The following is a 24,792-nucleotide window of genomic DNA, read 5'->3' as shown; positions in this document are numbered from 1 at the left end:
CAAAAAAGCGTAAGATCTTACGCTGATATTTACACTATAAAGGTATCACTCGGGCTTGTTCAACAATCGGGATAAGGACGCGGCTACGCGCGGCCTATCCTTATTCGTTAGGTGCTATAAACCAACTGCTTATATGAAACGACTGAAAACAATTAGGCTTATAAAAATTGCAATCCATATGATTGAAACCTTTCTTTTACGCAATTGCGATTTATCTAAAGTTTGCTCAGTATTTAAAACAAAAACTTGAATGTATTCTGTTATAGATGGTTGTGAAAAAACAGATCCAAAAATGCTACGGATAGCAACAATATAAAAATACACAGCTATAAACCCAGATAACACAAGAATTAGTAGAATTATGTCCATCGGCACCTAACATTTGTATATACGGCTTGCGCGTTTTGCCAAGCCATGTTGAGAAAGCGTGCACAGGTAAAAGCCTGAAAAACTCACTAATAACAAATAATTAAACATTTACGCTTAAGATTATATCCAATACACCTCAGGACAAAAGTGAGTCGCACACTTTGCTTTCCAGTTATCTCAACTTTTCATGAACGCACACTTACATCTTACTGAATTTATACAAGTTAGCAATCAAACCGTTATAGGTCGTATCTACACCAACTGTCAGTGTAGATACGGCCGTGACCGTCCATGACATGGACGTCATGGCCGAGCTTACAAGGATGTATTTATAGCGTGTCACTGCAGTGTCTGCACATGCGGTCGTTCCTACAGACCCATCTGTTCACGACATTCGGACATCCTGTCCAGCACCCGATGTAGGCGATTGATAACAATGAAGCTGCAATTTAGAGTTCAATTCCTTGTCGCCACGACTTTGTTCAAGCGTAGCTTGATGAAACTAATAGATAACTAAAACGTTTTGGGACACAAATGAGTCCCCCAATCAGCTCACCTTTAGCCAACACAGAACTCTCGTTCACCCCACGCTTAGTAAACAAAAAGACCTGCAACAATGCAGGCCTTCATTAATTCAAGATGGACTTAAAACAGACTTAGAGACTAAGGCTTAAGCGTTTAACTCTTGACCTCTTCGCTGTTAAGCTCTTCCGCTTTAGGCTCCGCTTTACCTTTAAACTTTTCACGCATGGTTTGCATCATTACGTAAAAAACAGGCACCAGCAGCGTACCGACTATCGTTGCCGCTAACATACCACCGAACACTGAATAACCCAGTGCACGACGACTCCCAGCTCCTGCGCCAGTGGCAACAACTAACGGAAGCACTCCGAGTAAGAACGAAAAGGCTGTCATTAATACCGCGCGAAAACGCAGTCTAGCCGCCGTTTCGCCAGCATCCAATATACTCTTGCCCTCTTCTCTTAACTGCTTGGCAAATTCGACAATCAAGATGGCGTTCTTACACGCTAAGCCTATCAACAACACCAAGCCAATTTGGGCATACAAGTTAAGTTCAGCGCCCACCAGCCAAATATTGAGGAACGCCCCCAATATGGCAATCGGCACCGCGAGCATCACCGCAAATGGAATGGTCCAACTCTCGTACTGAGCCACCAAAAATAGATAGGTAAATACCAACGCCAAAGCAAAGATTAATGGCGCTAAGTTACCCGCCTTAATCTCTTGGTAAGTTTGCCCTGTCCACTCATAGCTATAACCTGTTGGTAAGCTCTGCGCCGCTGCGCGTTCCATGGCGCGAATAGCATCACCTGAACTATAACCTGGCGCTGGGAAACCGTTAATCGTGGTAGAACTAAACATGTTGTATGAGTTCATCACGTCTGGCCCTAATATCGGCGTCACCGTCACCAAGGTACTCAGTGGCACCATTTCACCCGAAGAAGAACGCACATAAAAACGTGCAATATCCATATCGGAATTTCGGTATTCGCTTTCCGCTTGTAGTATCACCCTAAAGACCTTACCGAAACGGTTAAAGTCATTGACGTACATTGAGCCCAGCATTGTCTGCATGGTGGTAAAGATCTCATTAAGCGGTATGCCTAATGCTTTTGCCTTATCACGGTCGACATCGACAAACATTTGCGGCACATCGGCGCGGAAATTACTAAATGACATCGCAATTTCAGGCTGCTCGTTCGCTTTCATAATAAGCGCACGCATCACCGATGCCAGCTCCTGCGGGCTGCGTCCCTGTGTATCTTGCAAGACAAACTCAAAGCCACCAACACTGCCGACGCCCGGAATGGGCGGCAGTGAGAAAGCCATCGCCTTAACGGATGGATTAGCCGCATATTTGGCTTGTAGCTTTGCCACAATGGCATGCTCTGCCATATCGGCAGATTCACGCTCAGACCATGTAGACAGAGTGACAATCATCAAGCCGCCATTCGATGCAACTGAGCCCGATAAAATACTAAAGCCACTGGCATGAATCACGTTTTCGACACCCGGCTCTGCCAGCGTTAACTCGACTAAATCACGCATGACGTCTTCAGTACGGTTAAGTGACGCGCCATCTGGGAGTTGAATATCGACCATAAACGCTTTCTTATCTTCCATTGGCACAAAGCCTGATGGCAAGATTTTAGCGAGACCGCCCGTCGCCGCTAAAAGCGCAATAAAGACCACTAAAACCAATAGCAGCTTCCGGGTTAGCACATGCACCAGTTTGGTGTATTTACCGGTGAAAATATTGAAATATTTATTAAATTTAGCGTGAAAGCCCGTGGTGTGTTGCTTAGGTGCGCGCAATACCGAGGCGCATAGTGCTGGACTTAAGGTCAATGCATTAACCGAAGAGATAAGCACTGCAATACAGATAGTCACAGAGAACTGTGCGTACATCTGGCCAGTGATCCCTGGCATCACAGCCGTGGGCGCAAATACCGCTAATAGCACTAACGTCGTTGCTATAATCGGTCCAGTCACCTCTTTCATCGCTTTAGAGGTGGCCTCTTTGGGTGACAAGCCCTCATCTTGCATCAAGCGCGTCACGTTCTCGACCACCACAATGGCATCGTCAACCACAATACCAATGGCTAAGATAAGCGCGAATAGCGATACCGTATTAATGCTCATGCCTGATATTAGCAAGAAGGCAAAGGTACCAATCAAAGACACTGGAATCGCAATCCCTGGGATCAATGTTGAGCGCACATCTTGTAAGAAAATAAACACCACAAAGATAACTAAGGCAACCGAGATAAACAGTGTTTGCACCACCTCATTAATCGAGCTTTCGACGAAGTCGGTGGTGTCGTATAACACCTCGTACTCTAAGTCTCTTGGGAAATTAGCCGACAAAGTATCCATCTGATCCCTAATGCCCGCCGCCACTTCTAATGCGTTAGCATCGGGTGACTGGTAAATAGAGATAATCGCTGAGGGTTTATTGTTAAGCTTGCCTTGAGCATCATAAGTTTGTGACCCTAGCTCAACTCGAGCCACATCACCGACGGTGATTTTTGAGCCATCTTCATTCGCTCGAACCACAACATTAGCAAATTCGGTGGTGTTCTTTAGTCGTCCTTTGGTCTGCAGCGTATATTGAAACTGTTGGTCTGGGTCGACAGGTGCAGCACCAATTCGACCGGCAGCCACTTGAATATTTTGCTCTTGCAGCGCTGCAATAACGTCGGTGGCGGTAATGGCAAAGCTGGCCATTTTATCGGGATCAAGCCATATCCGCATCGCATAATCGAGCGCGCCAATAATCTGCACTTTCGATACGCCGCTCTGACGCGCTAAGGCATCTTTTACATTAAGACCTGCATAGTTAGTAATAAACAGAGAATCAAAGGTTTCGTTGGGAGAAAGAAGGTTCACTACCATCAGAATATTGGGGCTTTGTTTCTCGACTTTCACCCCTTGCCTTTTCACCTCTTCAGGCAATCTCGGCATTGCTTGCTGCACCCGGTTTTGTACTTTCACCTGCGCCATGTCGGGGTCTGTACCGACCTCAAAGGTCACATTGAGTGAATAGCTACCGTCGTTGGCGCTCTTTGACTCCATATACAGCATGCCTTCCACGCCGTTAATTTCAGCTTCTAAAGGCTGGGCAATGGTGTCTTTTACAACATTGGCACTGGCACCAGAATAACTGGTCGACACACTCACTTGTGGCGGCGCGATCTCAGGAAACTCAGCCACTGACAAAATAGGGATAGAGATAAGCCCCACCAACGTCAGTACGGTAGAGATCACAAAGGCAAATTTAGGCCTATTGATGAAGAATTCACTAATCATAGTAATCCCCTACTTAGTTTGGTTAGCTTCTTGGAAAGGAATAATCTCTTGCTCAACCGCATTAACTTCAATGCCTGGTCGAATCTTCTGCAGTCCGTCGACAACGATACGGTCACCACCGTCTAAGCCACTCAGCACGCGCCATTGAATACCGAAACGTTCACCGAGCTCGACAATACGCTTCTCAACTTGATTCTTATCATTAAGCACCATCACAAAACGGCCTTGTTGATCTTCTTGCACTGACGCTTGCGGGATTAATAACGCTTGCTCTGTAATGGGCGATTCGATGATCAAAGTGACGAACATGCCAGGTAGCATAAAGTTATCGGCATTTTCAAAAGTGGCACGGATAGGTAAGGTGCCGGTGGCTGGGTCAACCTTGTTACTCACAAAATCGATATAACCTGATTCTTTATGCATGGTTGCATTGGGCAAACGCAGGTTTATCACAATATCTCGGATCTTAACATCGCGAGATAACGCCTTAGAAAAACTTTGTTGAGCGGTAATTAACGCACGTTCAGCAACTTGAAAATTAACCCACATTGGCTGTAACTGGACTAAGTTTGCCATTTCAGATTGCGGACTAATGATGTCACCCGTACTCACTTTAGCGTTACTTATCCGTCCAGAGATTGGCGCATACACTTTGGTGTAGCTTAGCTGTAACTCAGCGCCACTGACGGCCGCTTCGGCTTGCACAACGCCAGCGGCAGTTGTCAGCTTACGAGAGGTCAACTCATCCATATCTTGCGCACTGATCATGCCGTCAGGCAGTAAGCGACGACCACGTTCCCAGTTCATTACCGCGACATCTCTTGAGGCGATAGCTTGTTTCAGTACGGCTTTTTGCTGAGCTAACTCTGCCACATAAGTTGCAGGATCAATCTCGAATAGCAAGTCACCCTGATTAACATCTTCACCTTCGATAAAGGTACGTTTAAGTAATTGCCCCTGAATTTGGGATTTAATCGTCACATCTTCAGATGCTCTTGTACGACCAACAATTTCACTTTTAGATTGAATATCTTGCATGCTTGCGGTGCTAACAATCACGCTTGGCAACACTGCAGCCTGAGGTGCCGGCGCTTCACCACACCCACTGGCAATAATACTGATGCACCCAATGGTGAGCAGTTTTAGCTTTGAAACTGTTGAACAGGCCATTTAAGCCTCCTGAAGGGTCAGATATTTGCATTATATTTATCTTGAAATTATAAGCACATACTGCACCGCACATAAACCTTTTTACACGGCAGCAGCATTGTTTTTACATAAAACAGCATAGATAACCTCATATTGCTAAAAAAAACTAATCAAGTGACCAACAAAAGCACTTTATTAAATTAACTGATGCTTTATTAGTCGAAGTAACCCTTAAAAGTGTTGTCAGAGGCAAAAGTGGGAGCTAGAGCAAGTTTATTGGAGTTCATGTCGTGGTAAAAAATACTCAGAGCAACTAAGTTTAACTAGGCTTTAAAATTAGTAAGTGTTCTAGTTTCAATAGCAGCCCAATAGTGGTACAAATGACTTAGCTCATTTACGCTGTTTTCTATAACAGCATGACACGTAAGCTATTATTAGATTGAATAACCCAAGTTAGCAGTTAATTGTTAACCTTAGACACATACAGTACGCACAGGCCAACACCATGTGTTGAGCATAATAAGAACAGTGCCCAATATGGCATCCGTTACAGCGAACAGGTAGGTAATTTATGACAGCAATTTCTCACGTTTATAACTATACAGTCCGATGCCCACAAATAAAGGATCCCGCTCACCCAACAAGCTGGCTAAACCATATTGAGATTAACCGTTCATGTGAAATAGCACTCGACAGAATCACTAAGTGGCACGGCCATTCAGGGACTCGATTGTTCGAACATGAGGGCTGTGTTGTTAGAGAAGCAGAAGCAGAGCAAGCCTACTTTTCGATGAAAAATGACCGTCTTAAAGGTGATATTCATGTGCTAGCGACCTTTAAAGTCTTTATGGATAACAAAACTAAAGACACATCAGTACAAGAGATAATGGAACATATCATTGATGATTATAAGTCGCGCTTAAGCAAACTGTAACCATCAGTAGGCATGTTCTAATCACTAGAACATGCCGCTAATTTCAACGACTGCAAAATCCCATTCTATCGACACTGCCGAACATTGATATCCCTCCTCGCTCATCATTTTTTATCTCGTATCAAAAGCAGCAGTAATAGTTACCCCTACAGCCCTAGACCCATTGGATAATTGCTGGCATAGTGCCTGCCATTATTAATCACTGGATCTTCTGATGAGATTATCGACCTTAGTTATTTTCCTCAGCACAATAACCACTATCAGCGCTTGTGCAGAATTAAAAGACGCTGGCCGTCAGATAAGTGATACCACCAAAGAGGTCACTACCGACATTGGTCATGCCTCGCGGGATACCACTCGCGCTATCGGCCATGCATCCCGCGACGCTGTCAACTCAGTAAAAGATGACCTCAGTAAAGACTAAAGTGGCTTAACCAAGCTTGCCGTCAGTATTTAGCAGCATTGGCTCGCATGCCATGCGGTACCGGTTACCCTTGCTCATTAACCGTGGACAAATACCATTTTGTCTATGCTCACGATAGGGGCTTGAGTGAGCTTATTGCGCACTTGGCAACAAACCGTTATTGAACTTGAACCATAACTTAGCAATGACAAACCAAACTCAATCACATCCCCTTGCCGCGCAGATGTCATAAAGTTCACTTCAGAGATGAGCTTGGTGACATAACTTAGGCTTTTCATTTGGCAACCGGCAAAGATAGCCGTCTCTTCATCTATCCAACTTAATAGTTGACAGCAAAACAGTGAATTAGCAGGATTGAGATGTTCTGGTTTAATGAATCGTCGACTATAAAGTTTCATAATGGTGCCTCTTTAAACTTAACGTGTAACACCTAAAAAGTAGTAGTAAGTTTTGCACCAACAAAATTAATGTTTATTTTCAATCATAAAGCGAATCCAAACCCTCTTCTCATACTTATATTGCCCCCTAATAGCCGAACATTGCACTGCAATGTTCGGCCCTCGGTTAATGCACCAATGGTGTAAAGCAACAAAACTGACACAAAATCATCGCCATATCGTCATGCTTATACTCGACAATCACATCGCCACAAAGAAACCTCCTATAAATAATATAAATTGACGGTGACGATAGTGATTAATATCAAAAAGATAGCGGCAATAGCCTCTTGCAGTCTCGTAACAATTGCAGCAAATGCAGCGGTACTTCCTAGTAACCAAACTGATAGCCAATGGTTTAAAGACAGCGCCCAATTAGTGAGTGATAAAACTCAACAAACAGCGCCAAAGAAAGCTAAAAATGTGATTTTATTTGTCGGTGATGGCATGGGTATTTCAACCTTAACGGCAGCCCGAATCTTCGAAGGACAACAACAAATTAATAATCAAGGCGGCGAAGAAAACCTCCTCAGCTTTGAGCACTTCCCAAAAACGGCACTGGTTAAAACGTATAACACCAACCAACAAACACCTGATTCTGCTGGCACCATGACCGCAATCGTTACCGGCGTGAAATCAAAGGCGGGTGTGTTATCAGTATCAGACAACAGCTTGCGTGCTAATTGCCTATCTTCGAAAGACAATGAACTCATCACCTTGGTCGACCTCGCCAATGCCAAAGGCTTATCGACGGGTGTAGTCAGTACGGCTCGCATCACCCACGCCACGCCAGCAGCAGCCTACGCGGCATCGCCAGAGCGTAATTGGGAAGCAGACTCCAACCTTCCAGCAGAAGCTGTTGCCAATGAGTGTAAGGATATTGCCTATCAGTTGGTGATGCGCGATGAAGCTAATGCGTTAAGCGTGGCACTGGGTGGCGGTCGTCGTAACTTCATTCCAAGCGATGTCACTGATGGCGAAAATAAAACCGGTCGCCGCGACGATGGTGTTGATTTAACTCAAGCTTGGACCGACAACCTGAGCAATTCGGCTTATGTGTGGGACCAAGCGGGTTTTGATGCCATCGATGTGACGACAACCGACCATCTATTGGGCTTATTTAATTCATCACACATGGAATATGAAGCAGACCGAGCTGATGACACCGCCGGTGAGCCGTCATTGACTGAGATGACCCAAAAATCGATTGAACTGCTTAATAAAAATGACAAGGGTTACCTGCTCATCGTTGAATCTGGACGAATTGATCACGCCCATCACGCGGGTAATGCTTATCGCGCAATGATGGATACCGTTGAATTATCTAACGCGGTAAAAGCGGCTGTTGCAACAACAGATCCAGCCGAAACACTCATCATGGTGACTGCTGACCATAGCCATGTATTTACCATCGCAGGTTACCCAAAGCGTGGCAATCCAATATTAGGATTGGTCCACAATGTGGGTGGCGATCTCGCCATTGCTAAAGACGGTAAGCCTTTTACCACCGTCGGTTATACCAATGGTCCAGGCGCTGTTGTGGGTGTGCGTGATGATTTAAGCTCTGTCGATACCAAAGACAAAGATTTTATGCAGCAGTCATTAGTGCCGATGAATAGCGAAACTCACGCGGGCGAAGATATCACGCTACATGCAACCGGCCCAGGTTCAGACCTTGTCCAAGGTGTTATTGAGCAGAACGTGATCTTCCACATCATCAACCAAGCACAAACGCTAGGCGGTACTAAATATTAATACCTAAGCAACTGGTCATTAATAATTTTTCTTACTGACTCATTCAAATATGTCAGCAATAGTACCCAATAATTGGAGTTTAAAATGAACAAGAAATTACTCGTACTTTCGATTGCAGCAATGCTTGGTTTAGCAGCTTGTGGCAGCGATGGTGATAACGGCGCCGACGGCAACAATGGCACTGATGGCAACAATGGTGGTAACGGTAACAGTGGCCAAGACTGGACAGCTGTTAACCAGTGGTATATCGACGGCCAAGCTAGAGTCGCCAAAGCCGAGGAGCTAACCGTTAATAACCAAGCTGGCGCGGCCAAGAACATCATTCTGTTTGTTGGTGATGGTATGGGAGTGTCGACCGTCACAGCAGCGCGTATTTTAGAAGGTCAATTAAAAGGACAAACGGGTGAAGAAAACTCACTCTCGTTTGAAACCCTCCCCTATTTAGGATTAGCTAAAACGTATAATGTCGACGGTCAAACACCTGACTCAGCAGGCACCATGACCGCGATGGTCACTGGCGTCAAAACCGATGTTGGTGTGCTTTCACAAGCGGAAGGTGTCTCACGAGGTAATTGCGCTTCAACGTCAGGCCAAAACCTGGTCACTTCACTTGAGCTAGCCGCGATGGCGGGATTATCAACGGGTGTGGTCTCCACTGCTCGCATCACCCATGCAACACCAGCGGCAACCTATGCCCATGCACCTGAGCGTAACTGGGAAAGCGATGCTGACTTGTCAGCAGAAGCGGTCACCAATGGTTGTAAAGATATCGCATCACAGTTAATCGACTTTAACTTTGGCAGCGGACTTAACGTGGTAATGGGCGGCGGTCGTCGTGCCTTTATTCCGAGTACGATGACAGATCCAGAAGGTAAATCAGGTAAACGTCTCGATAACCGCGACTTAACCGATGAATGGCTAAAAAAATATACTAACGCTGCTTATGTTGCTGATAGAGATGGCTTCTTAGCGTTAGACCCAAGCACCACTGACCATGCGTTAGGCCTGTTTAACTCCTCGCACATGGAATATGACTATGACCGCACAACGGCGGGTGTCACTGGCGAACCATCATTGGCTGAGATGACCGCAAAATCGATTGATATTTTGAAGAAAAATGACAAAGGTTTTGTACTCATTATTGAAGCCGGACGTATCGACCATGCTCACCATGCGGGTAATGCAGCACGAGCGCTACATGACACGATAGCCATGTCAGAAGCAGTCCGCGTTGCGATGGAAAAAACGTCCGCTAAAGACACTTTGCTAATTGTTACCGCCGATCATAGCCATGTGTTTACCATTGCAGGCTACCCCACTCGTGGTAACCCAATCTTGGGCTTAGTTAAAGGTAATGGCACTGACGGCCAACCTGTAATCACTAACTCAACCGATACTAATGGCTTACCGTATACCACTGTTGGCTACGCTAACGGCCTAGGTTACGCCAACTTAGCCACTGGTGGCGACGAGCGTTATGGCTACGCTGCTGCATCGGGTCGTTTTGACCTAAATTATGTTAATACCCAAAGCGCTGGCTTCCATCAAGAAGCACTCGTACCACTGGGCAGTGAAACCCATGCAGGTGAAGATGTTGCTATATTTGCCAGCGGTCCAGGTTCACACCTTATGCAAGGCACTGTTGAGCAAAACCACATTTTTCATGTCATGAACCATGCCATCAATTTGGTTGAAAAGGCAGAAGCTGCCCAACCATAGCAACGAACGATGATTGAAAAGCCACTGGATAGTCTCAGTGGCTTATTCAAACCTTCAGATATCGATATCAACAATCACTTTAATAAACAATCACTTTAATAAACATTCAGCATCCAACATTCAGCCCTTCTCAGGAGTGATCATGCAGCACAATACATCTTCAAAGCCGTTCTCTTATACTTCAGCGCTTACTATGGCGGGCACATTAATTGCGCTCTTAATCAGCAGTACAGCGGCCCATGCAGTGCAATGCGAATCGCTAGACTCATCACACCTCAGTGCGCGATATGCAGTCTCTAATAATCTGGGAGTGACTAAAGAGATAACCTTGCTAAGAAATGACCAAGAAGTCATCTATCAGCATAGCGCGCAAAGCTTTGAGCTGTGGAATACTCGCGGGGAATATGTCCGTTATTTTCCAAACGAACGTCGCTCTGTTAGTTATCAAAATGGCGACCTGCTTTCTCTGAATATCCATTTTGACTTCAAGCAACTCAATCACCTTATCTCCCCAAAGACGATCGCCAGTATGCAACAGCTGCCATCGAGCTCAAATAAGGCGACTGACATCTGTATGACTGAGCAACAATATCAAGGGCAACAACAAAATCATTCGTTAGCAATCACATGGCTCGATAAACTCGCGCTGCCAAAATTGTTTCGAGTGACCGATAAAAAAGGCAGTATTCAATATGAGTTGCTAGAAATAAAAGCGCTTCCTAAGAGCGACTTTATCGCGCTGACGTCAGGCTATCGGGATATTGACTTTGCCGATGTCGGCGACAATGAGTCAGACCCTTTCATTGCTAAAATGATCCATCAAGGCTTTATTCAGCACGGTAGCAGTGGATTTTATGATAGCCAAGGCAAGCAGATCCAAAACGGAGAAAGCGGCCACCAGCACTAGAGTCTAGTTAATCGTTTAAAGTCACAAAAAAAGCCCTTAACATTAAGGGCTTTTAAGTTTCATTAGCGTATGACTTAAGTGCTCAAACATCCAATCCATCAGTGAATTAATGAAGGACCATGATTTGAATCCAGCTTAACGCTTCAGAATTATTTTAAGCTCGCGGATAAAGCAATCAATATCCGCACGCGATATATCTGCATGAGTGACTAAACGCAGTGTTTTACCCGCGCTAACCAGTATGCCTTTTTGCTTAAGCTGCTCGGTAACCTGATGAATATCTAACTCGCCAACCACCTTGGCAAACACCATATTGGTTTGCACCAGTGACATATCAACATCAAAACAGTCAATCGTAGACAGCTGCGACGCCAGATAAGCGGCATTATCATGATCGTCAGCCAATCGTTCGACTTGGTCAGTCAATGCCAACTGAGCCGCTGCCGCCAATATACCCGCTTGGCGCATCCCTCCGCCAAGCATTTTACGCCAGCGTCGCGCTTTTTTAATTAAACGCTCATCAGCCAGTAATATTGAACCCACTGGCGCACATAACCCTTTAGATAAGCAGATAGATACGGAGTCGAAATACTGCGTAATGGCGGTCATCGGTAGGTTTTGAGCCACGGCAGCATTCGCAACACGTGCACCATCAAGATGAATTTTAAGCCCTTTTTCAAATGCTAAAGATTGTGCATCGGCCAAATAGGCTTGTGGTACCACTTTGCCACCAATGGTATTTTCCAGACTCAATAACCGAGTACGCGCAAAATGGACATCATCGGGCTTAATCGCAGCTTCGATGTCCGACAGTAAAATACTGCCATCGGCTTGGTTGTTCAGTGGCTGCGGCTGAATACTGCCTAAAACAGCAGCTCCACCGCCTTCAAATTTATAGTTATGCGCTTGCTGGCCACAAATATACTCATCTCCGCGTTCACAATGGCTCATCAAGGCTAGTAAGTTAGCTTGAGTGCCTGATGAGGTAAATAAAGCGCCATCAAAACCAAACATTTCAGCGGCCATATCTTCAAGGTAGTTAACGCTTGGATCGTCGCCATATACATCATCTCCGACTTCAGCAACGCCAATTGCAGCACGCATAGCGGCTGTAGGTTTCGTCACAGTGTCACTGCGAAAATCTATCATTACTTACCTCATTATCAATATTGTGTTTGAACTCAATTACTCGGGGACGGTTGTTCTTTCGAGCTTAGATTTTGTTCTGTTCTTGGCTACAAAGAATAGAATGATTAAAAGCCCCCTAATAATACTGTGACAACCCAGCTTCTACCAGCACCAAGTCACCAGAGAGTTCAACAAATTAAACTCGCGGTATCGATAGCGAACACGACCAAGCCACTATAAAGAGGCATTATTAATCTCCCTCAATTATTAAAACTATCCGTCAATATCCCAAAACACCTAATGCAATTGAGCTGCGGCAAAAAACCACTTTAACAACCATTAGATTAATTAATGCGAAAAACAATATTTATCACTGTATTTTTCACTAAAATACGGGCAGAATTCGCTTTCTTTTGGTTAGCTAGAATGATCTTATGTTAGAAGTAAAAGTAATCAGTGCTTTGTGGTTCATCGGCATATTAGCTGAAGCGATGACGGGCGCCCTAGCCGCCGGTAAAAAACAGATGGACCTTTTTGGTGTGGTGATTATTGGTTGTGTCACCGCAATTGGTGGTGGCACCCTGCGCGATATGCTCCTAGGTAACTACCCCCTCGTATGGATTGAAAATGCACATTACTTGCTAGCCATCGCAGCGGCATCACTACTCACTGTTATGATTGCACCGTTAATGCGCTACTTATCGCGATTGTTTTTAGCCATTGATGCTATTGGTCTGGCGGTATTTTCTATTGTGGGTGCACAAAAAACCTTAATGCTGGGTTACAGCACTGAGATAGCAATTGTGATGGGGGTTGTGACTGGCGTTTTTGGCGGTGTTATCCGTGATATTTTGTGCAATCAAGTGCCGCTTATTTTTAAGAAAGAGCTATACGCATTAGTGGCTTTGCTAACGTCTGCTTTATATGTGGCAATGAAGCTAAACGGTGTTGTTGAATGGATAAGCCTTTCTATCGCACTCACCTTTGGCTTTAGCTTTAGAATGCTCGCTATCCGCTACCATTGGTCAATGCCCAAGTTTGACTACCAATATCAGTCAGACAACGGCCATTAAGTTCACACTTTAAAATCATAAAAAAGGTCAGCAAATGCTGACCTTTTACTTATACCGATGAGCAATTAACTTGCTGGGCTTTCTTTCACATAAAGATCCATTTGTGGATAAGGAATTCCAATACCCGCCTCATCAAGAGCAATTTTAATCTGTTCTAATATTTCAAAATGCGCAGGCCAATAATCACTGCCTTTTACCCATGGACGAACCACAAGGTTAACTGAAGAATCAGCGAGTTCAGCTACCGCTACAGTGTAAGCGGGATCTTTAAGTACAAACTGACTATTGTCCAGTATTGAGGTTAATACCTTCTTGGTTTCAGCAAGATTTGCATCATAAGACACGCCAATGACCAAGTCTAAACGACGAGTCTCCATTGCCGAATAGTTGATAATAGTGCCATCCATCATTGCTGAGTTTGGTGCAATGATCACTTTATTATCAGGGCTAAGTAGCTTGGTAGAAAAAATCGTAATTTCACTGACCGTACCTGCAATACCTGCAGCTTCAACATAGTCACCCACACGACAAGGGCGGAATAACACCATCAATACGCCTGCGGCAAAATTAGATAATGAACCTTGCAGCGCTAAACCAACCGCTAAGCCAGCGGCACCAATAACAGCAACTAGAGACGCAGTTTGTACACCAATCTGCCCTAATGTCGCCACGATAGTAAATACGAAGACCAATGACCAAGCAATGTTAGCGACAAACGAAGTGACCGTCTCATCGACTTTACGATTCTTAAGCAGCTTTGCTGTGAGTTTTTTGGCAACTCCAGCAAAAAACTTACCAATCACAAAAATAATGATTGCGAATAGAATTCGCATACCATAGGTGACGATCAGTTCAGGTGCTTGATCCATCAGACCTTGCAAATTATCCATGTATATACTCCCTTAATTTTGAAATGTATTTTTAAAAAATAACGAAAAACTCAACTCTTCTATTTAACGCTCGACCACGACGACTTTTATTATCGGCAATGGGCTGTTGATAACCGACACCTTTCACATCAAAACGCGTCGTACTAAAGTTAAACTCATTAACTAGTACACGCTTAACACTGTTTGCCCGTGACAATGACAACGTCTTATTAAAACGTTCACTGCCGACTGAATCAGTATGACCAATCAGTAACAATCTAACTGGTACCTTGCTTAACCAGAGCGAAACACGTTCAAGCACCTGCCTTTGGCTGGATAACAGATCCGACTTAGCAAAGTCGAATTTAACAGCAGTTGATGACAACTGCGTGCAATAAGCGGGATACAAGTCACCCGTCAATGTGTTGAGGCAAAGCTCACCGGTTAATACTGTACGAGCACAACCACTAGCATCTACTGCATGACCCGTATTCGTTTCGGCGCACGCATCTTTGAGATCAGGTACACCATCTGCATCGCTATCTAACCAGTCTCGCCCAAGGGCTGGATGGGCAAATAACAAGCAAAACAGCAGACCGGATATCAAGCATCGCATATCGTTAACCTAGAGTCGGAGCAAACCTTTCGCAAAGCCGCATGATTAGACTGGGGCTACCTGCTAACTATGTTAACTAACAAAAAGCAAAAAGGCAGTTAAATAATTAACTTAATCACTACATCATAGTCATTTTTCGACAATTACCCCAACATTGCCCGTTTAACCACTGTATTCATAGAGGTTAACAAGGGTCGCCATTCGCTATCGATAGGCTTGTATGTAAGTTATTGAACAGAGCACAACTTGAAAGGATTCGTTGCAGAGGTTTTGTGCGCCTTTAATTCAAAGTACATCAGCATAGGAGGAATTCCATTGAAGCCAGTGTTACAACTCATTGGCTTGGTTTCATTATTACTTAACCGCTTTTTGGGTGAGCAATAACATTAGACAATAGAAGATAAAAAGCAGTGGAAAGTTAGCGAGAAGAGAAGACTAAATAAGTGGAATAAAGTAAGTAAACGATGGCAATACGCCGTTGGCGGCATGCCGTCGAAATAAAGTAACACGCAAAAAATTATTAGCGCGAATGACATTATAAGATGTGCTAATAGCCCGAATTACTTTTGTTGTTTAAACTTAGTAATAATACGGTCTAATTGATTGGCAAAAGCCTGCCGTTCACTTTGCCCCATGGCTGCAGGGCCTCCAGTTTGAACTCCACTTGCTCGCATCGTATCCATAAAGTCTCGCATATTCAAAATCGACTTAATGTTTTGATCTGTATACAGCTCGCCACGTGGATTCAACGCGAGTGCACCTTTCTCAATGGCTTCTGCTGCCAGAGGAATATCGGCTGTAATGACCAAATCCCCCACTTGCAGCCGTCTAACAATTTCATCATCGGCAACATCAAAGCCAGAGGAAACGATGACCATTTTAATAAAGCGCGAAGGTGGAGTTTTAACGCTATGATTCGCAATCAGTGTAGTTTCAATTTCAGCACGATCAGCAGCGCGGAAAAGCGTCTCTTTGGTTACACCTGGACAGGCATCGGCATCAACCCAAATTTTCATAAAACCCCTTCATAAAACCCCTTCATTTATCGAGCCATTGTGGCGTATAAAAACGATGATTCTGGATAATATCCCTGCAGATAAGAACCTATAACAGTGTCTAACATAAATGGCTATTATGGGTTTAAATACTCTACCGTCGCAAGCTGTTAAGGCTGCTGGCTCACACATAGTCTGCCCCGCCACCACTGCCACTTACATCACCGAGTTTAGCGCTACCATATAAAATTTGGCGCCGACTATAGCAGTATCCCACTCATTTAGACAGAAATGTGCCCCGCTTAACTCTCGCCCTTAATCGAGTCAGCTAGTCGATTTGACCTATAATTTGCCCTGCTACTTTGTTATGTTAATCAACAATTAAGTTTCTTTGAGAGCGCAGCAATGTTTACTCATGCCAGTTTTGATTTCTTAAACGAATTATCGGTCAACAATGAGCGAGAATGGTTTAAAGCTAACCAGTCAAGATATGAAGATCAAGTGCGAACGCCCGCACTGCAGTTTATCGAATCGATGCAGCCAGCCATCCTAGCGCTTTCACCAAGATTAACCGCGGTACCCAAAAAGGTCGGCGGCAGTATGATGCGCCCGCAGCGTGATAGCCGCTTTAGTAAGGATAAAACACCTTATAAAACCAATGTCGGCATCCAATTTCGCCACTTCCAAGGTAAAGATGTACATGCGCCAGGTCTTTACTTACATATCGCCAACGACAGTTGCTTTCTAGGGGCGGGAATTTGGCATCCTGAATCCAAAGCGCTCAATGCTATCCGCAGCTGTATCGACGAAAATCCCAATGGTTATAAAAAGGCATTAACAGCGCTATCAAAAAGTGGGTTTAACATGGAAGGCAGTCAGCTCATTAGGCCACCCAGAGGGTTTGATAAAACTCACCCTATGCTAGAAGAGCTTAAACGAAAAGACTTCATCGCCATTAAACCGATAAGTATAGAGCAAGTTTGCTCAACGCAATTTGCCGACATTTGCGCTGCAGAGTTTGAGCAATGTCAGCAACTCATGCGTTACCTGTGCTTTGCACTGGATTTGGATTATTAAGGGCGGCTTAACTTACCCGTTTAGTTGTTAATCGATTATCTGTTATGCAACAACAGCCGTTTTAGCTCAAAGCTTGCATAGACACTTAACACTCAATCTGCTTGGATAAAGATTAGCGGTAAAGCCAGTGCCTCAGTCAACCTTGGCTGAGGCACTTAACCGTAGACTCTGCTACAATTGCGCCACTTTTTATCTGAGCCCTTCGAGGCTTCTGCGTCAGGCACATTTACATGGTCGAATCATCTACAACAGCTGTTAATGCATTTCTAGCTGAAACCAGCGCGCAAAAACGCGCATTTAGCTACAGCAACACCATACATCAACTATTTAACAGCGTGTTCCAGCAAAAAACGCCCGCAGATCGTATCGTTGGCGAATACTTCAGAGCCAATAAAAAACATGGTTCTAAAGACCGACGAGTCATTAGAGAGAGCTTATTTGCGCTGTTCCGTTGGTGGGGCTGGCTTAAAAAGGTGCATACCAGCACAGAACAGGATGAGAGTTGGTTTGCAGTGCTTGCGGTCGTCGCGGAGTTAGAAGGTCACTCTTGGAGCCAATTTAGTGAAGCTTGGCAAGGCTTTGCTAATCAGTCGGCTAAATTCAATGTCAACCCTAGCCCTCAGGCTTTGTCAACGGTGTCAGATAAGTGCCAATTTGTTCAGCGATGTTTTCCTGATATCGATTTTCAAGAAAAAGACTTATTACCGCAGTGGTTTTGGGACATTACCGATATAGACGCTCAGCACGAGCTTGCGCTTATCGAAGCCATGAGTTCACGTCCACCGATTTGGGGCCGGGCGCAAAAGTGCTCAGCCCTGCAGCTCTCCACTGAACTGCAAAGTGATAACATCGACGCTAACAGCAGTGATTTTTTTAGTGATACCGTCAACCTTGGGCATAAGAGCATTAACCTTAATGCGATAAAACCCTATCTACAGGGCCATTTAGAGATCCAAGATCTCGGCTCACAAGTGATTGGGCAAATTTGTGCTCCTAAAGCCCATGACCATTGGTGGGACGCCTGCAGCGGCGCGGGTGGGAAATCATTGCAGATCCGCTCTTTAATGTTCAATCAAGATGAGAACGGAACGGGTTCAATCACCGCATCAGACATTCGTAAAAAGCCATTAGAAGAACTGATGAAGCGGGCAAAACGTGCCGGGTTTAGTGGCATATCTATTTCACCTTGGCAGGACGATTCTCTCCCCGTCTCCCAAGGCAGCTTTGATGGAGTACTTGTCGATGCACCTTGCAGCTGCACTGGCACTTGGCGCCGTAACCCCGATATGCGATGGCTAGACGATGTGAGTGTGGTGAATGACAAGCAGGCACTGCAACTGGATATTCTTAACCGCAGTGCCAAAGCGGTTAAGTTAGAGGGGCAGTTAGTGTATGCCACTTGCTCATTGTCACCGGTTGAAAACGAGCAAGTTGTAAATGCATTTCTCGTTCAACACCCACAGTTTGCATTGCAGCAACTGAGTCACCCGTTTACAGGGCAACCAGCAGAAATGCTCACAGTATGGCCGCAAGATGCAGACACTGATGGTATGTTCGTGGCTAAAATGTGCCGAAAAAGCTAATTCGATATTAACCACCATTTAGATAAAAACGCCGTGCAATGCACGGCGTTTTTTTGCTTCAACCTCATTTCTTAACTTCCTAGCCGCTTTGTCATTCTGTTGTCATGTTCTGTTTTTATTATCCAGGGGTAAGCCAGCAAAGTTCAATGTGCAAAACGCACGAATAATCGAAAATGTTAGGATTAAGGCGATGAGAAATACATACGAGTTTGATCAACATGTAGAGCGGGACAATAGTTTAGAGAATAGTTTCGACAACAATTTATCTTACGAAAATGATGTCGACGATAACCTCACTGAAGACAGTAAAAGTAACCGCCAAAAGTTGCGACGAAAAGAGCAGCGTAGCCACAATAAGCGAGCGCCAATAGAAGCATTTTCTGAAGAACATTTTGTGAGTGAGAGTAAAAGGCGTTGATATTTTGGAATTTTATCATAAAGTAAGAGGTTAACATGGTTTCAACCTCTTACTCTTTATACTGACTAAACCTCACACATCTACATCAAGCGTACTGTTTAACCGCTGCGCATATAGTTGACGACGCTTAACGCTCTTATTGGCATACAAATTTTGATCTGCATTACGCAACCATTCATGATTATTCTGTACATCGGTATTCAAACACCGACCAACATGAAGACTTGCATCGCTAAAGCCTTTTTCACTAAAATGAGACTCTATCTGAGCTGTTGCCAGTGCAATCTCTTCGATACACTCTTTATTAATAAACAGCACAAAATCATTTACACCTATTCGGAAAATACTTTCTTGGTTACGGCGATTTGTCCGTCGACCTAATTGCGTAGCAACAAAACAAATGAGCTTATCTCCCTCTCCGAGACCCAATTTTTTATTGACCAGTGACAAGCCCTCTATCGTGACCAGTACTAAGTAACATTCTGAGATAGCCGATGATCCGATAGGTTGCTCTTGACGCATAAACTCATCAAATGCAAAACGGTTAGCGGTTTTCGTTAACTCATCAATACGGGCATTTTTCCAGGCGATATCGAGCGTTTCAATATAGCGCTGCTTTTCATCCGACAACATGCGAATTTTATGTGCCAGTGCTAGCGATAATAATAACGCATCGGCAGTGCCACCTATCAAAGTCGCTAACTCGGCGTTGTCAAAAAAGTCAGGCGTTAATCCCATATTTCCGGGGAGTATTAATACCGCGGGAAGCAACAAACAGGTGAATGCAAAGATGAAGTATCGGGCAGGGTAAAAGCCTTTTAACAAGCACACATTGCCACAGGTAATCGCTAAAGCGATCCACAGCATAATCAAAATAGAAGCGATGATAGCAGTGTAAGAGATTAAATAAATACTGGTTGGCAAGGCAATAATACATGCCCACATTAGGTATTTACTTAATTTCCATAATTTGGGTGACAGTTCTGGTAATTGCAAAAAATGCTTATAAAAAAGAATGTTAAATATGGGTAAACCAATAAAGAACAGATGGTGCAACGGCAAGCCATGAAACCCAAAGAGGTGTGCCGGAATATGGAATGTTAACGCCCAACCAAAGAAATAAGTTAACACGTAAAATCCATAATATAAAAAGGCTTTATCTTTAATGGATACATAAATAAGTAGATTATAAAAAGCAATTGAGGCAAGTGCCCCCAAGCACAGCACAATAAACATTGCACTAAAGTCAGAATCAAGACGGTGCTGCTCGTAGGGTTGCACTTGAAGCTTGGGCTGTGAGGAGTAATAACGGCTGTTTATTCGGGTTACTAGCCAGTAATTAGTTGCCTTTTTTAGCTCAGCTTTTCGTGCATAGTCGAATAAAAATTCGTATGGCGCATAGTAACCGCTGTGGAAATACTGCTTCGAACCATCTTCGCCAATGATCCAGTAGTCGATAGATTCAATAATGGCATTTTTGACATTAACGCTCCACAAGCCTTCATCTGCTGAGATAACAAAAGCGCTTGCCATCCAATAATCACCGCCCGCCAATGAGACTTTATTCAGCTGAGAATGTGATTTTATCCAAGGCGTAATTGCCATAAAATCTTGCGGGAAGCTTTCATCTTCAGAGGCTTCAAAAAGAAAAGTATGATCAAAAACGGCACTTGCATGAACACTTTCATTACTGCCAAAGAGAGACAATATCAACAAAGTGATTATTATTATTTTTATGTGCATGGGGGATAAATTCATTTCCTAAAGCCACATCGAACCAAAATCAACGTGACAAAGTTCACGCATTCGGCAATATTTTGACTTAAGTCTACATGAAACAGGCATTTATCAACAATTTAAAAGCACACTTTGTTATCCCGAGGAGGTACTTTAGACGTAGGTAAAATAAAGAAAAATAGACATGCAACCAATAGCGGATGTTGTAAACGCACTATTAGCTGCACAAAGCAGCATAAAAAAAAGTCGCTAGAACGTTGCTCTGCCACCTAAATAAAAGCCTGATTCAAAGGTTGCATTTGGAGCGTCATCATATTGAAAACGGATATCTCTATAACCCACAAATAATGCCAATGCAGGGTTAAGCTGATATTGAACCTTACCGTCTACCTGCCAAGAGCCATCAATATTACCAAATGACAGCACTGACGGTGAATAGTAACCAGAACCATGAACCGAAATATTAGAGCCTAACTGCATGGCATAACGCCCGCCAACGCCAACAACATTACCATTCTGACTTTTCTTAGACCAAAGCTGACTAAACTTAGCGCCAATCTCAATATGGTGTATACCCGCATCATGAGCAATATGCAGTGCACCGGATAGCATCTGTCCGCCATTTTCAGAATAAATATACTCTGCAGACGCATTAACATCCTTATTCAAATCAACCTGTAGGTCGGTTAAAAAGGTGTCATCATTTAAACTAACACTAGCATCTGTTGCCAGAGCTGAAACACTGACCAAATAGAGCGAAGCCACGCCCACTAACACTTTAATTTTCATTCATCGTCCCGACACATATTTAATTTACGAGGAGCATACACAAAACTCATCTCAATTTTTATCTAAACCGTGATGCTCTGTTCGCATTTCAATAAAGCCCAACAAAAAGCAAGCAACTAACCAACAATAGCAACACCAGGTTCACTTGAGTGGCAGTGAATATCGATTAAATGCTGACATTGAACAATGCAAATGGTTGATTTAAAACTGAAGAATAAGTAACCGCAGATTATTACTAATAGAGCTCACTTTTAAGAGCAACAACCCTTCTTCTACTCCCTTATACTTAACCACGCCAAAGCTACTATTTATCTAGGTTACAGGCTTTGGCATACCCAATTTAAGCATCACCAAAATGGTTACAACAACTATAATGAATATCCTGAGTGATATGATTTGGAGCAAGTATGAAACACCTAAAACTCACATCTTTAAGTATCGCGATCGCTACCAGCATGATGCTATCGGGCTGTGGTTCTGATTCTGACACTGACTCATCACCAGAAATTGAATTTGGTCAGTTCACTCTTGGCGTATCAGATAATCCAGCCGATGCAAATATCGTTAATATTGCTTTTAAACAGGTTGTATTAAAAAATAGCGATGGTGCTCTATCCTTCGATGTCTCGGTCGGAGATGATGGTTTACAACACGTCGACTTGCTCAGTGTACAAGGGCAAAATGTAGCTACACTTGTTAGTGGTCAGTCTGTCGCTGTTGGTGAATACCAAATGTGTATCTATATGCAAAATAACCAAATATCAGATACAGACAGCTCTTATGTGCTTTCTGGTGCAACTAAAGACACCAATGGCGACTATGTAGGTGGGGTTGTTGAAGGGTTAATGACTAACAGTAACGGCTCTTGTGGTGGGACGGGTGCTGATGAAGATAATACCGGTCGCTTATTTTTCAATAAAGCATTTACTATCGCAGCGGGTAATAATTCATTTGTGGCCGAATTCAATTTATCGAAAGGCCTCCAAGGTCCTCATGGCAATAAAGAATATTGGACCTTAAAACCAACATCGGTCCAATTGGTGAATAGTGCCGATGTTGGCGCAATAGCCGGGGAAATAAGTACTGAGACGATGAGTAATTGTGAAAGCAATGCTAACGGCTCAGTGTTTTCTCCAGCGGTATACCTTTATCCTAGCAGTACAGCATTAGATAATATGGCAGACTTTAGAACGGGTGAAAATGTGCTAACTCAAGTTGCCCCGATCACCTCCGCTAGAGTTAACCCTATTGAAGACAGTGAAGGAAACACCTCAGGTTATAAATATGAGTTTGGCTTTGTTGTCGCCGACACATATAGCTTAGGTTATACCTGTCTTGCACAAAATGATGATCCTGAAGCATCCAATGTTCGTGATCCTCAGGATGGAACAGCGGCTTTTTTCATCGACTCTGCCGAGCAGGACGTTACTGTTGTCGTTGATGAAACAACAACACGTCATTTCCCAGAATCATTTGTACCAAGTGACTCGTAAACAACCTCGAGTTTAACACCGCGCTACGGAATAAAAGGCACGATTTAGCGCGTGCCTTTTATTCATCAAAAATACCATCCCATAAATTTGATATCTTCTACATTTGGTTGCCAAATATGTCACATCAAAATAAATTGCGCGCAATGATATTGCTAGCAATTATAAATGAGAGTAAGGTATCTGCAGAAAAAGGAGCACATTATGTCATCTTCAATTTACGGGTTTTCAGTAACAAATATTCAAGGGCAAGATACCTCTCTCGAGGACTACAAAGGAAAAGTGGTTTTAATTGTTAATACTGCGAGTGAATGTGGCTTTACTCCGCAGTACAAGGAGCTTGAAGAGCTTTATAAGAAGTACCAGTCACAAGGCTTAGCGATCCTCGGATTCCCTTGTAACCAGTTTGGTGCTCAAGAAAAAGGTAATAGCGCAGAGATAAGTTCATTTTGCGAGCTTAACTTTGGCGTCACCTTCCCTCTATTTGAAAAAATAGAGGTCAATGGGGAAAATACAGCCCCTTTATATCGTCACTTAAAAGCTGAAGCAAAAGGCCTATTTGGCTCCGAGCGGATAAAGTGGAATTTCACAAAGTTCCTGGTTAACAAACAAGGTAAAGTTGAAAAGCGCTTCGCTTCAACAACCAAACCAATGGCTATTGAAAATGATATTTTAAAGTTACTGTAAATAATAATCTAAAAAAAACAGTGCATTAAGTATTGAGTAAAAAAAGTTTAAATATATCTGTCTATTTTTTGAACTTTCACGAAACAACGCCCTCTAATCTCTTGAGCATTGAATTTGTTTTCATGTTCATCATCTCCCTGGGACTTCTAGCGCAGTCCCCTTGATCTCTAAGTAGGTCAATCAGGCAACCCATTGGGTTGCCCTTTTTTTTATCCTAAATTATCAAAAACAGTCAAATTCAACGGCAAAAACAAAAAGTAAGCAAAAAAATTCTAAGCTTTGGGAACTAAGTTGAAATAAGTGACTCTGACTATATGAACCGATTCTCGTTAAGTGAACTTCATCAGTTGGCTTAACTTTTAGTTTCATTGTTCATCATCATTCCCTTGGGCACTCCTGTTGAGGTTTGCCGTTGGAGTTAACAGTTTCGCTAGCGCATTGACTTGTTTAACTCCTGAGAAACATATTGTATGGCAACCCATTTGGGTTGCCATTTTTTTTGCCCGCTTTCTCATTATCACCAATAAGCAACACTCTAGCTATGAACGATAATTTAAGATAAAAGAAGCACATAGACTTTATGTTGAGTTTAAACTGAGAGAAAGAAGTGAAATAAAATGTAATAAAGCGCCCTCATTTGGGAACTAAATTGAAATAGAGGACTCTGACTATATGAACCGATTCTGGTTAAGTGAATTTCATCAGTTGGCTTAGCTTTTAGTTTCATTGTTCATCATCATTCCCTTGGGCACTCCTGTTGAGGTTTGCCATTGGAGTTAACAGTCTCGCTAGCGCACTGACTTGT

The 24,792-nt window shown here is 43.5% G+C and carries 19 protein-coding genes and 1 pseudogene; 11 read left to right on the top strand and 9 right to left on the bottom strand.

What is annotated here, in order from left to right:
• Window positions 1–1,047 precede the first annotated feature (1,047 nt).
• Window positions 1,048–4,200, bottom strand: a complete 3,153-nt coding sequence (locus tag L2729_RS03475) for an efflux RND transporter permease subunit (protein WP_248986993.1) — start codon at window positions 4,198–4,200, stop codon at window positions 1,048–1,050.
• 9 nt (window positions 4,201–4,209) lie between these two features.
• Window positions 4,210–5,370: an efflux RND transporter periplasmic adaptor subunit gene (locus tag L2729_RS03470; RefSeq protein ID WP_248986992.1), complete on the bottom strand. Its 1,161-nt coding sequence runs from the start codon at window positions 5,368–5,370 to the stop codon at window positions 4,210–4,212.
• A 550-nt stretch (window positions 5,371–5,920) separates the two neighbouring features.
• Here L2729_RS03470 and L2729_RS03465 point away from each other — a divergent pair.
• Together L2729_RS03465 and L2729_RS03460 are read left to right on the top strand one after the other, a co-directional pair.
• Window positions 5,921–6,283 carry a cytoplasmic protein gene (locus L2729_RS03465; protein ID WP_248986991.1) on the top strand — a complete coding sequence of 121 codons (363 nt, stop codon included), beginning with the start codon at window positions 5,921–5,923 and terminating at the stop codon, window positions 6,281–6,283.
• A gap of 214 nt (window positions 6,284–6,497) precedes the next feature.
• A complete protein-coding gene (locus L2729_RS03460) occupies window positions 6,498–6,707 on the top strand; it encodes a hypothetical protein (protein ID WP_248986990.1) in 210 nt (69 codons plus the stop codon).
• A gap of 64 nt (window positions 6,708–6,771) precedes the next feature.
• On the opposite strand, the pseudogene L2729_RS03455 reads toward L2729_RS03460, so the two are convergent.
• Window positions 6,772–7,105: pseudogene (locus L2729_RS03455) on the bottom strand (hotdog domain-containing protein).
• Window positions 7,106–7,402: 297 nt separating this feature from the next.
• On the opposite strand from L2729_RS03455, the gene L2729_RS03450 reads away from it, so the two are divergent.
• From L2729_RS03450 to L2729_RS03440, 3 genes are all read left to right on the top strand, one after another.
• Window positions 7,403–8,899, top strand: coding sequence for an alkaline phosphatase (locus L2729_RS03450; protein ID WP_248987003.1), 1,497 nt, complete (start codon window positions 7,403–7,405; stop codon window positions 8,897–8,899).
• 84 nt (window positions 8,900–8,983) lie between these two features.
• Entirely contained in the window at window positions 8,984–10,618 is a 1,635-nt protein-coding gene (locus L2729_RS03445) for an alkaline phosphatase family protein (RefSeq protein ID WP_248986989.1), read from the top strand.
• A 142-nt stretch (window positions 10,619–10,760) separates the two neighbouring features.
• Window positions 10,761–11,525: a hypothetical protein gene (locus L2729_RS03440; RefSeq protein WP_248986988.1), complete on the top strand. Its 765-nt coding sequence runs from the start codon at window positions 10,761–10,763 to the stop codon at window positions 11,523–11,525.
• Between the two features lie 135 nt (window positions 11,526–11,660).
• Here the strand turns inward: L2729_RS03440 and ltaE are convergent, their stop codons facing one another.
• The gene (ltaE, locus tag L2729_RS03435) at window positions 11,661–12,674 is read right to left on the bottom strand and encodes a low-specificity L-threonine aldolase (RefSeq protein WP_248986987.1); all 1,014 of its coding nucleotides are present in this window, start codon (window positions 12,672–12,674) and stop codon (window positions 11,661–11,663) included.
• 413 nt (window positions 12,675–13,087) lie between these two features.
• On the opposite strand from ltaE, the gene L2729_RS03430 reads away from it, so the two are divergent.
• Window positions 13,088–13,726 carry a trimeric intracellular cation channel family protein gene (locus L2729_RS03430; protein ID WP_248986986.1) on the top strand — a complete coding sequence of 213 codons (639 nt, stop codon included), beginning with the start codon at window positions 13,088–13,090 and terminating at the stop codon, window positions 13,724–13,726.
• A 65-nt stretch (window positions 13,727–13,791) separates the two neighbouring features.
• On the opposite strand, the gene L2729_RS03425 is transcribed toward L2729_RS03430, so the two are convergent.
• The 3 genes from L2729_RS03425 to L2729_RS03415 all read right to left on the bottom strand — a co-directional run bounded on the left by L2729_RS03425 (window position 13,792) and on the right by L2729_RS03415 (window position 16,227).
• Window positions 13,792–14,616 (bottom strand): mechanosensitive ion channel family protein, encoded by an 825-nt coding sequence (locus L2729_RS03425; RefSeq protein WP_248986985.1) that lies wholly within the window; start codon window positions 14,614–14,616, stop codon window positions 13,792–13,794.
• 31 nt (window positions 14,617–14,647) lie between these two features.
• Entirely contained in the window at window positions 14,648–15,211 is a 564-nt protein-coding gene (locus tag L2729_RS03420) for an OmpA family protein (protein ID WP_248986984.1), read from the bottom strand.
• A 560-nt stretch (window positions 15,212–15,771) separates the two neighbouring features.
• Window positions 15,772–16,227 (bottom strand): YaiI/YqxD family protein, encoded by a 456-nt coding sequence (locus L2729_RS03415; protein WP_248986983.1) that lies wholly within the window; start codon window positions 16,225–16,227, stop codon window positions 15,772–15,774.
• A gap of 384 nt (window positions 16,228–16,611) precedes the next feature.
• On the opposite strand from L2729_RS03415, the gene L2729_RS03410 reads away from it, so the two are divergent.
• The 3 genes from L2729_RS03410 to L2729_RS03400 all read left to right on the top strand — a co-directional run bounded on the left by L2729_RS03410 (window position 16,612) and on the right by L2729_RS03400 (window position 19,284).
• Window positions 16,612–17,283, top strand: a complete 672-nt coding sequence (locus L2729_RS03410; protein ID WP_248986982.1) for a DUF2461 domain-containing protein — start codon at window positions 16,612–16,614, stop codon at window positions 17,281–17,283.
• A gap of 230 nt (window positions 17,284–17,513) precedes the next feature.
• Window positions 17,514–18,866, top strand: coding sequence for an RsmB/NOP family class I SAM-dependent RNA methyltransferase (locus L2729_RS03405; protein WP_248986981.1), 1,353 nt, complete (start codon window positions 17,514–17,516; stop codon window positions 18,864–18,866).
• Between the two features lie 190 nt (window positions 18,867–19,056).
• Entirely contained in the window at window positions 19,057–19,284 is a 228-nt protein-coding gene (locus L2729_RS03400; protein ID WP_248986980.1) for a hypothetical protein, read from the top strand.
• Window positions 19,285–19,356: 72 nt separating this feature from the next.
• Here L2729_RS03400 and L2729_RS03395 read toward each other — a convergent pair whose 3' ends face one another.
• Complete coding sequence (locus tag L2729_RS03395) at window positions 19,357–21,042, bottom strand: 7TM diverse intracellular signaling domain-containing protein (RefSeq protein ID WP_248986979.1); 1,686 nt, start codon at window positions 21,040–21,042, stop codon at window positions 19,357–19,359.
• Between the two features lie 228 nt (window positions 21,043–21,270).
• Complete coding sequence (locus L2729_RS03390) at window positions 21,271–21,810, bottom strand: YfaZ family outer membrane protein (protein WP_248986978.1); 540 nt, start codon at window positions 21,808–21,810, stop codon at window positions 21,271–21,273.
• Between the two features lie 407 nt (window positions 21,811–22,217).
• On the opposite strand from L2729_RS03390, the gene L2729_RS03385 reads away from it, so the two are divergent.
• Both L2729_RS03385 and L2729_RS03380 read left to right on the top strand, forming a co-directional pair.
• Window positions 22,218–23,303, top strand: a complete 1,086-nt coding sequence (locus tag L2729_RS03385) for a DUF4382 domain-containing protein (RefSeq protein ID WP_248986977.1) — start codon at window positions 22,218–22,220, stop codon at window positions 23,301–23,303.
• Window positions 23,304–23,504: 201 nt separating this feature from the next.
• Window positions 23,505–23,987 (top strand): glutathione peroxidase, encoded by a 483-nt coding sequence (locus L2729_RS03380; RefSeq protein WP_248986976.1) that lies wholly within the window; start codon window positions 23,505–23,507, stop codon window positions 23,985–23,987.
• Window positions 23,988–24,792: the final 805 nt, after the last annotated feature.

Origin of the sequence: Shewanella gelidimarina, assembly GCF_023283945.1 — a bacterium.
Classification (GTDB): Bacteria; Pseudomonadota; Gammaproteobacteria; order Enterobacterales; family Shewanellaceae; genus Shewanella; species Shewanella gelidimarina.
The sequence above is the reverse complement of the archived record's forward strand: the minus strand, read 5'-3'. Positions and strand labels throughout refer to the sequence as shown.

What these genes read in the sequence shown, in the direction of transcription:
- L2729_RS03475 (WP_248986993.1), bottom strand. Translation starts at nt 4,200, where the DNA reads ATGATTAGTGAATTCTTCATCAATAGGCCTAAATTTGCCTTTGTGATC.
- L2729_RS03470 (WP_248986992.1), bottom strand. Translation starts at nt 5,370, where the DNA reads ATGGCCTGTTCAACAGTTTCAAAGCTAAAACTGCTCACCATTGGGTGC.
- L2729_RS03465 (WP_248986991.1), top strand. Translation starts at nt 5,921, where the DNA reads ATGACAGCAATTTCTCACGTTTATAACTATACAGTCCGATGCCCACAA.
- L2729_RS03460 (WP_248986990.1), top strand. Translation starts at nt 6,498, where the DNA reads ATGAGATTATCGACCTTAGTTATTTTCCTCAGCACAATAACCACTATC.
- L2729_RS03445 (WP_248986989.1), top strand. Translation starts at nt 8,984, where the DNA reads ATGAACAAGAAATTACTCGTACTTTCGATTGCAGCAATGCTTGGTTTA.
- L2729_RS03440 (WP_248986988.1), top strand. Translation starts at nt 10,761, where the DNA reads ATGCAGCACAATACATCTTCAAAGCCGTTCTCTTATACTTCAGCGCTT.
- ltaE (WP_248986987.1), bottom strand. Translation starts at nt 12,674, where the DNA reads ATGATAGATTTTCGCAGTGACACTGTGACGAAACCTACAGCCGCTATG.
- L2729_RS03430 (WP_248986986.1), top strand. Translation starts at nt 13,088, where the DNA reads ATGTTAGAAGTAAAAGTAATCAGTGCTTTGTGGTTCATCGGCATATTA.
- L2729_RS03425 (WP_248986985.1), bottom strand. Translation starts at nt 14,616, where the DNA reads ATGGATAATTTGCAAGGTCTGATGGATCAAGCACCTGAACTGATCGTC.
- L2729_RS03420 (WP_248986984.1), bottom strand. Translation starts at nt 15,211, where the DNA reads ATGCGATGCTTGATATCCGGTCTGCTGTTTTGCTTGTTATTTGCCCAT.
- L2729_RS03415 (WP_248986983.1), bottom strand. Translation starts at nt 16,227, where the DNA reads ATGAAAATTTGGGTTGATGCCGATGCCTGTCCAGGTGTAACCAAAGAG.
- L2729_RS03410 (WP_248986982.1), top strand. Translation starts at nt 16,612, where the DNA reads ATGTTTACTCATGCCAGTTTTGATTTCTTAAACGAATTATCGGTCAAC.
- L2729_RS03405 (WP_248986981.1), top strand. Translation starts at nt 17,514, where the DNA reads ATGGTCGAATCATCTACAACAGCTGTTAATGCATTTCTAGCTGAAACC.
- L2729_RS03400 (WP_248986980.1), top strand. Translation starts at nt 19,057, where the DNA reads ATGAGAAATACATACGAGTTTGATCAACATGTAGAGCGGGACAATAGT.
- L2729_RS03395 (WP_248986979.1), bottom strand. Translation starts at nt 21,042, where the DNA reads ATGAATTTATCCCCCATGCACATAAAAATAATAATAATCACTTTGTTG.
- L2729_RS03390 (WP_248986978.1), bottom strand. Translation starts at nt 21,810, where the DNA reads ATGAAAATTAAAGTGTTAGTGGGCGTGGCTTCGCTCTATTTGGTCAGT.
- L2729_RS03385 (WP_248986977.1), top strand. Translation starts at nt 22,218, where the DNA reads ATGAAACACCTAAAACTCACATCTTTAAGTATCGCGATCGCTACCAGC.
- L2729_RS03380 (WP_248986976.1), top strand. Translation starts at nt 23,505, where the DNA reads ATGTCATCTTCAATTTACGGGTTTTCAGTAACAAATATTCAAGGGCAA.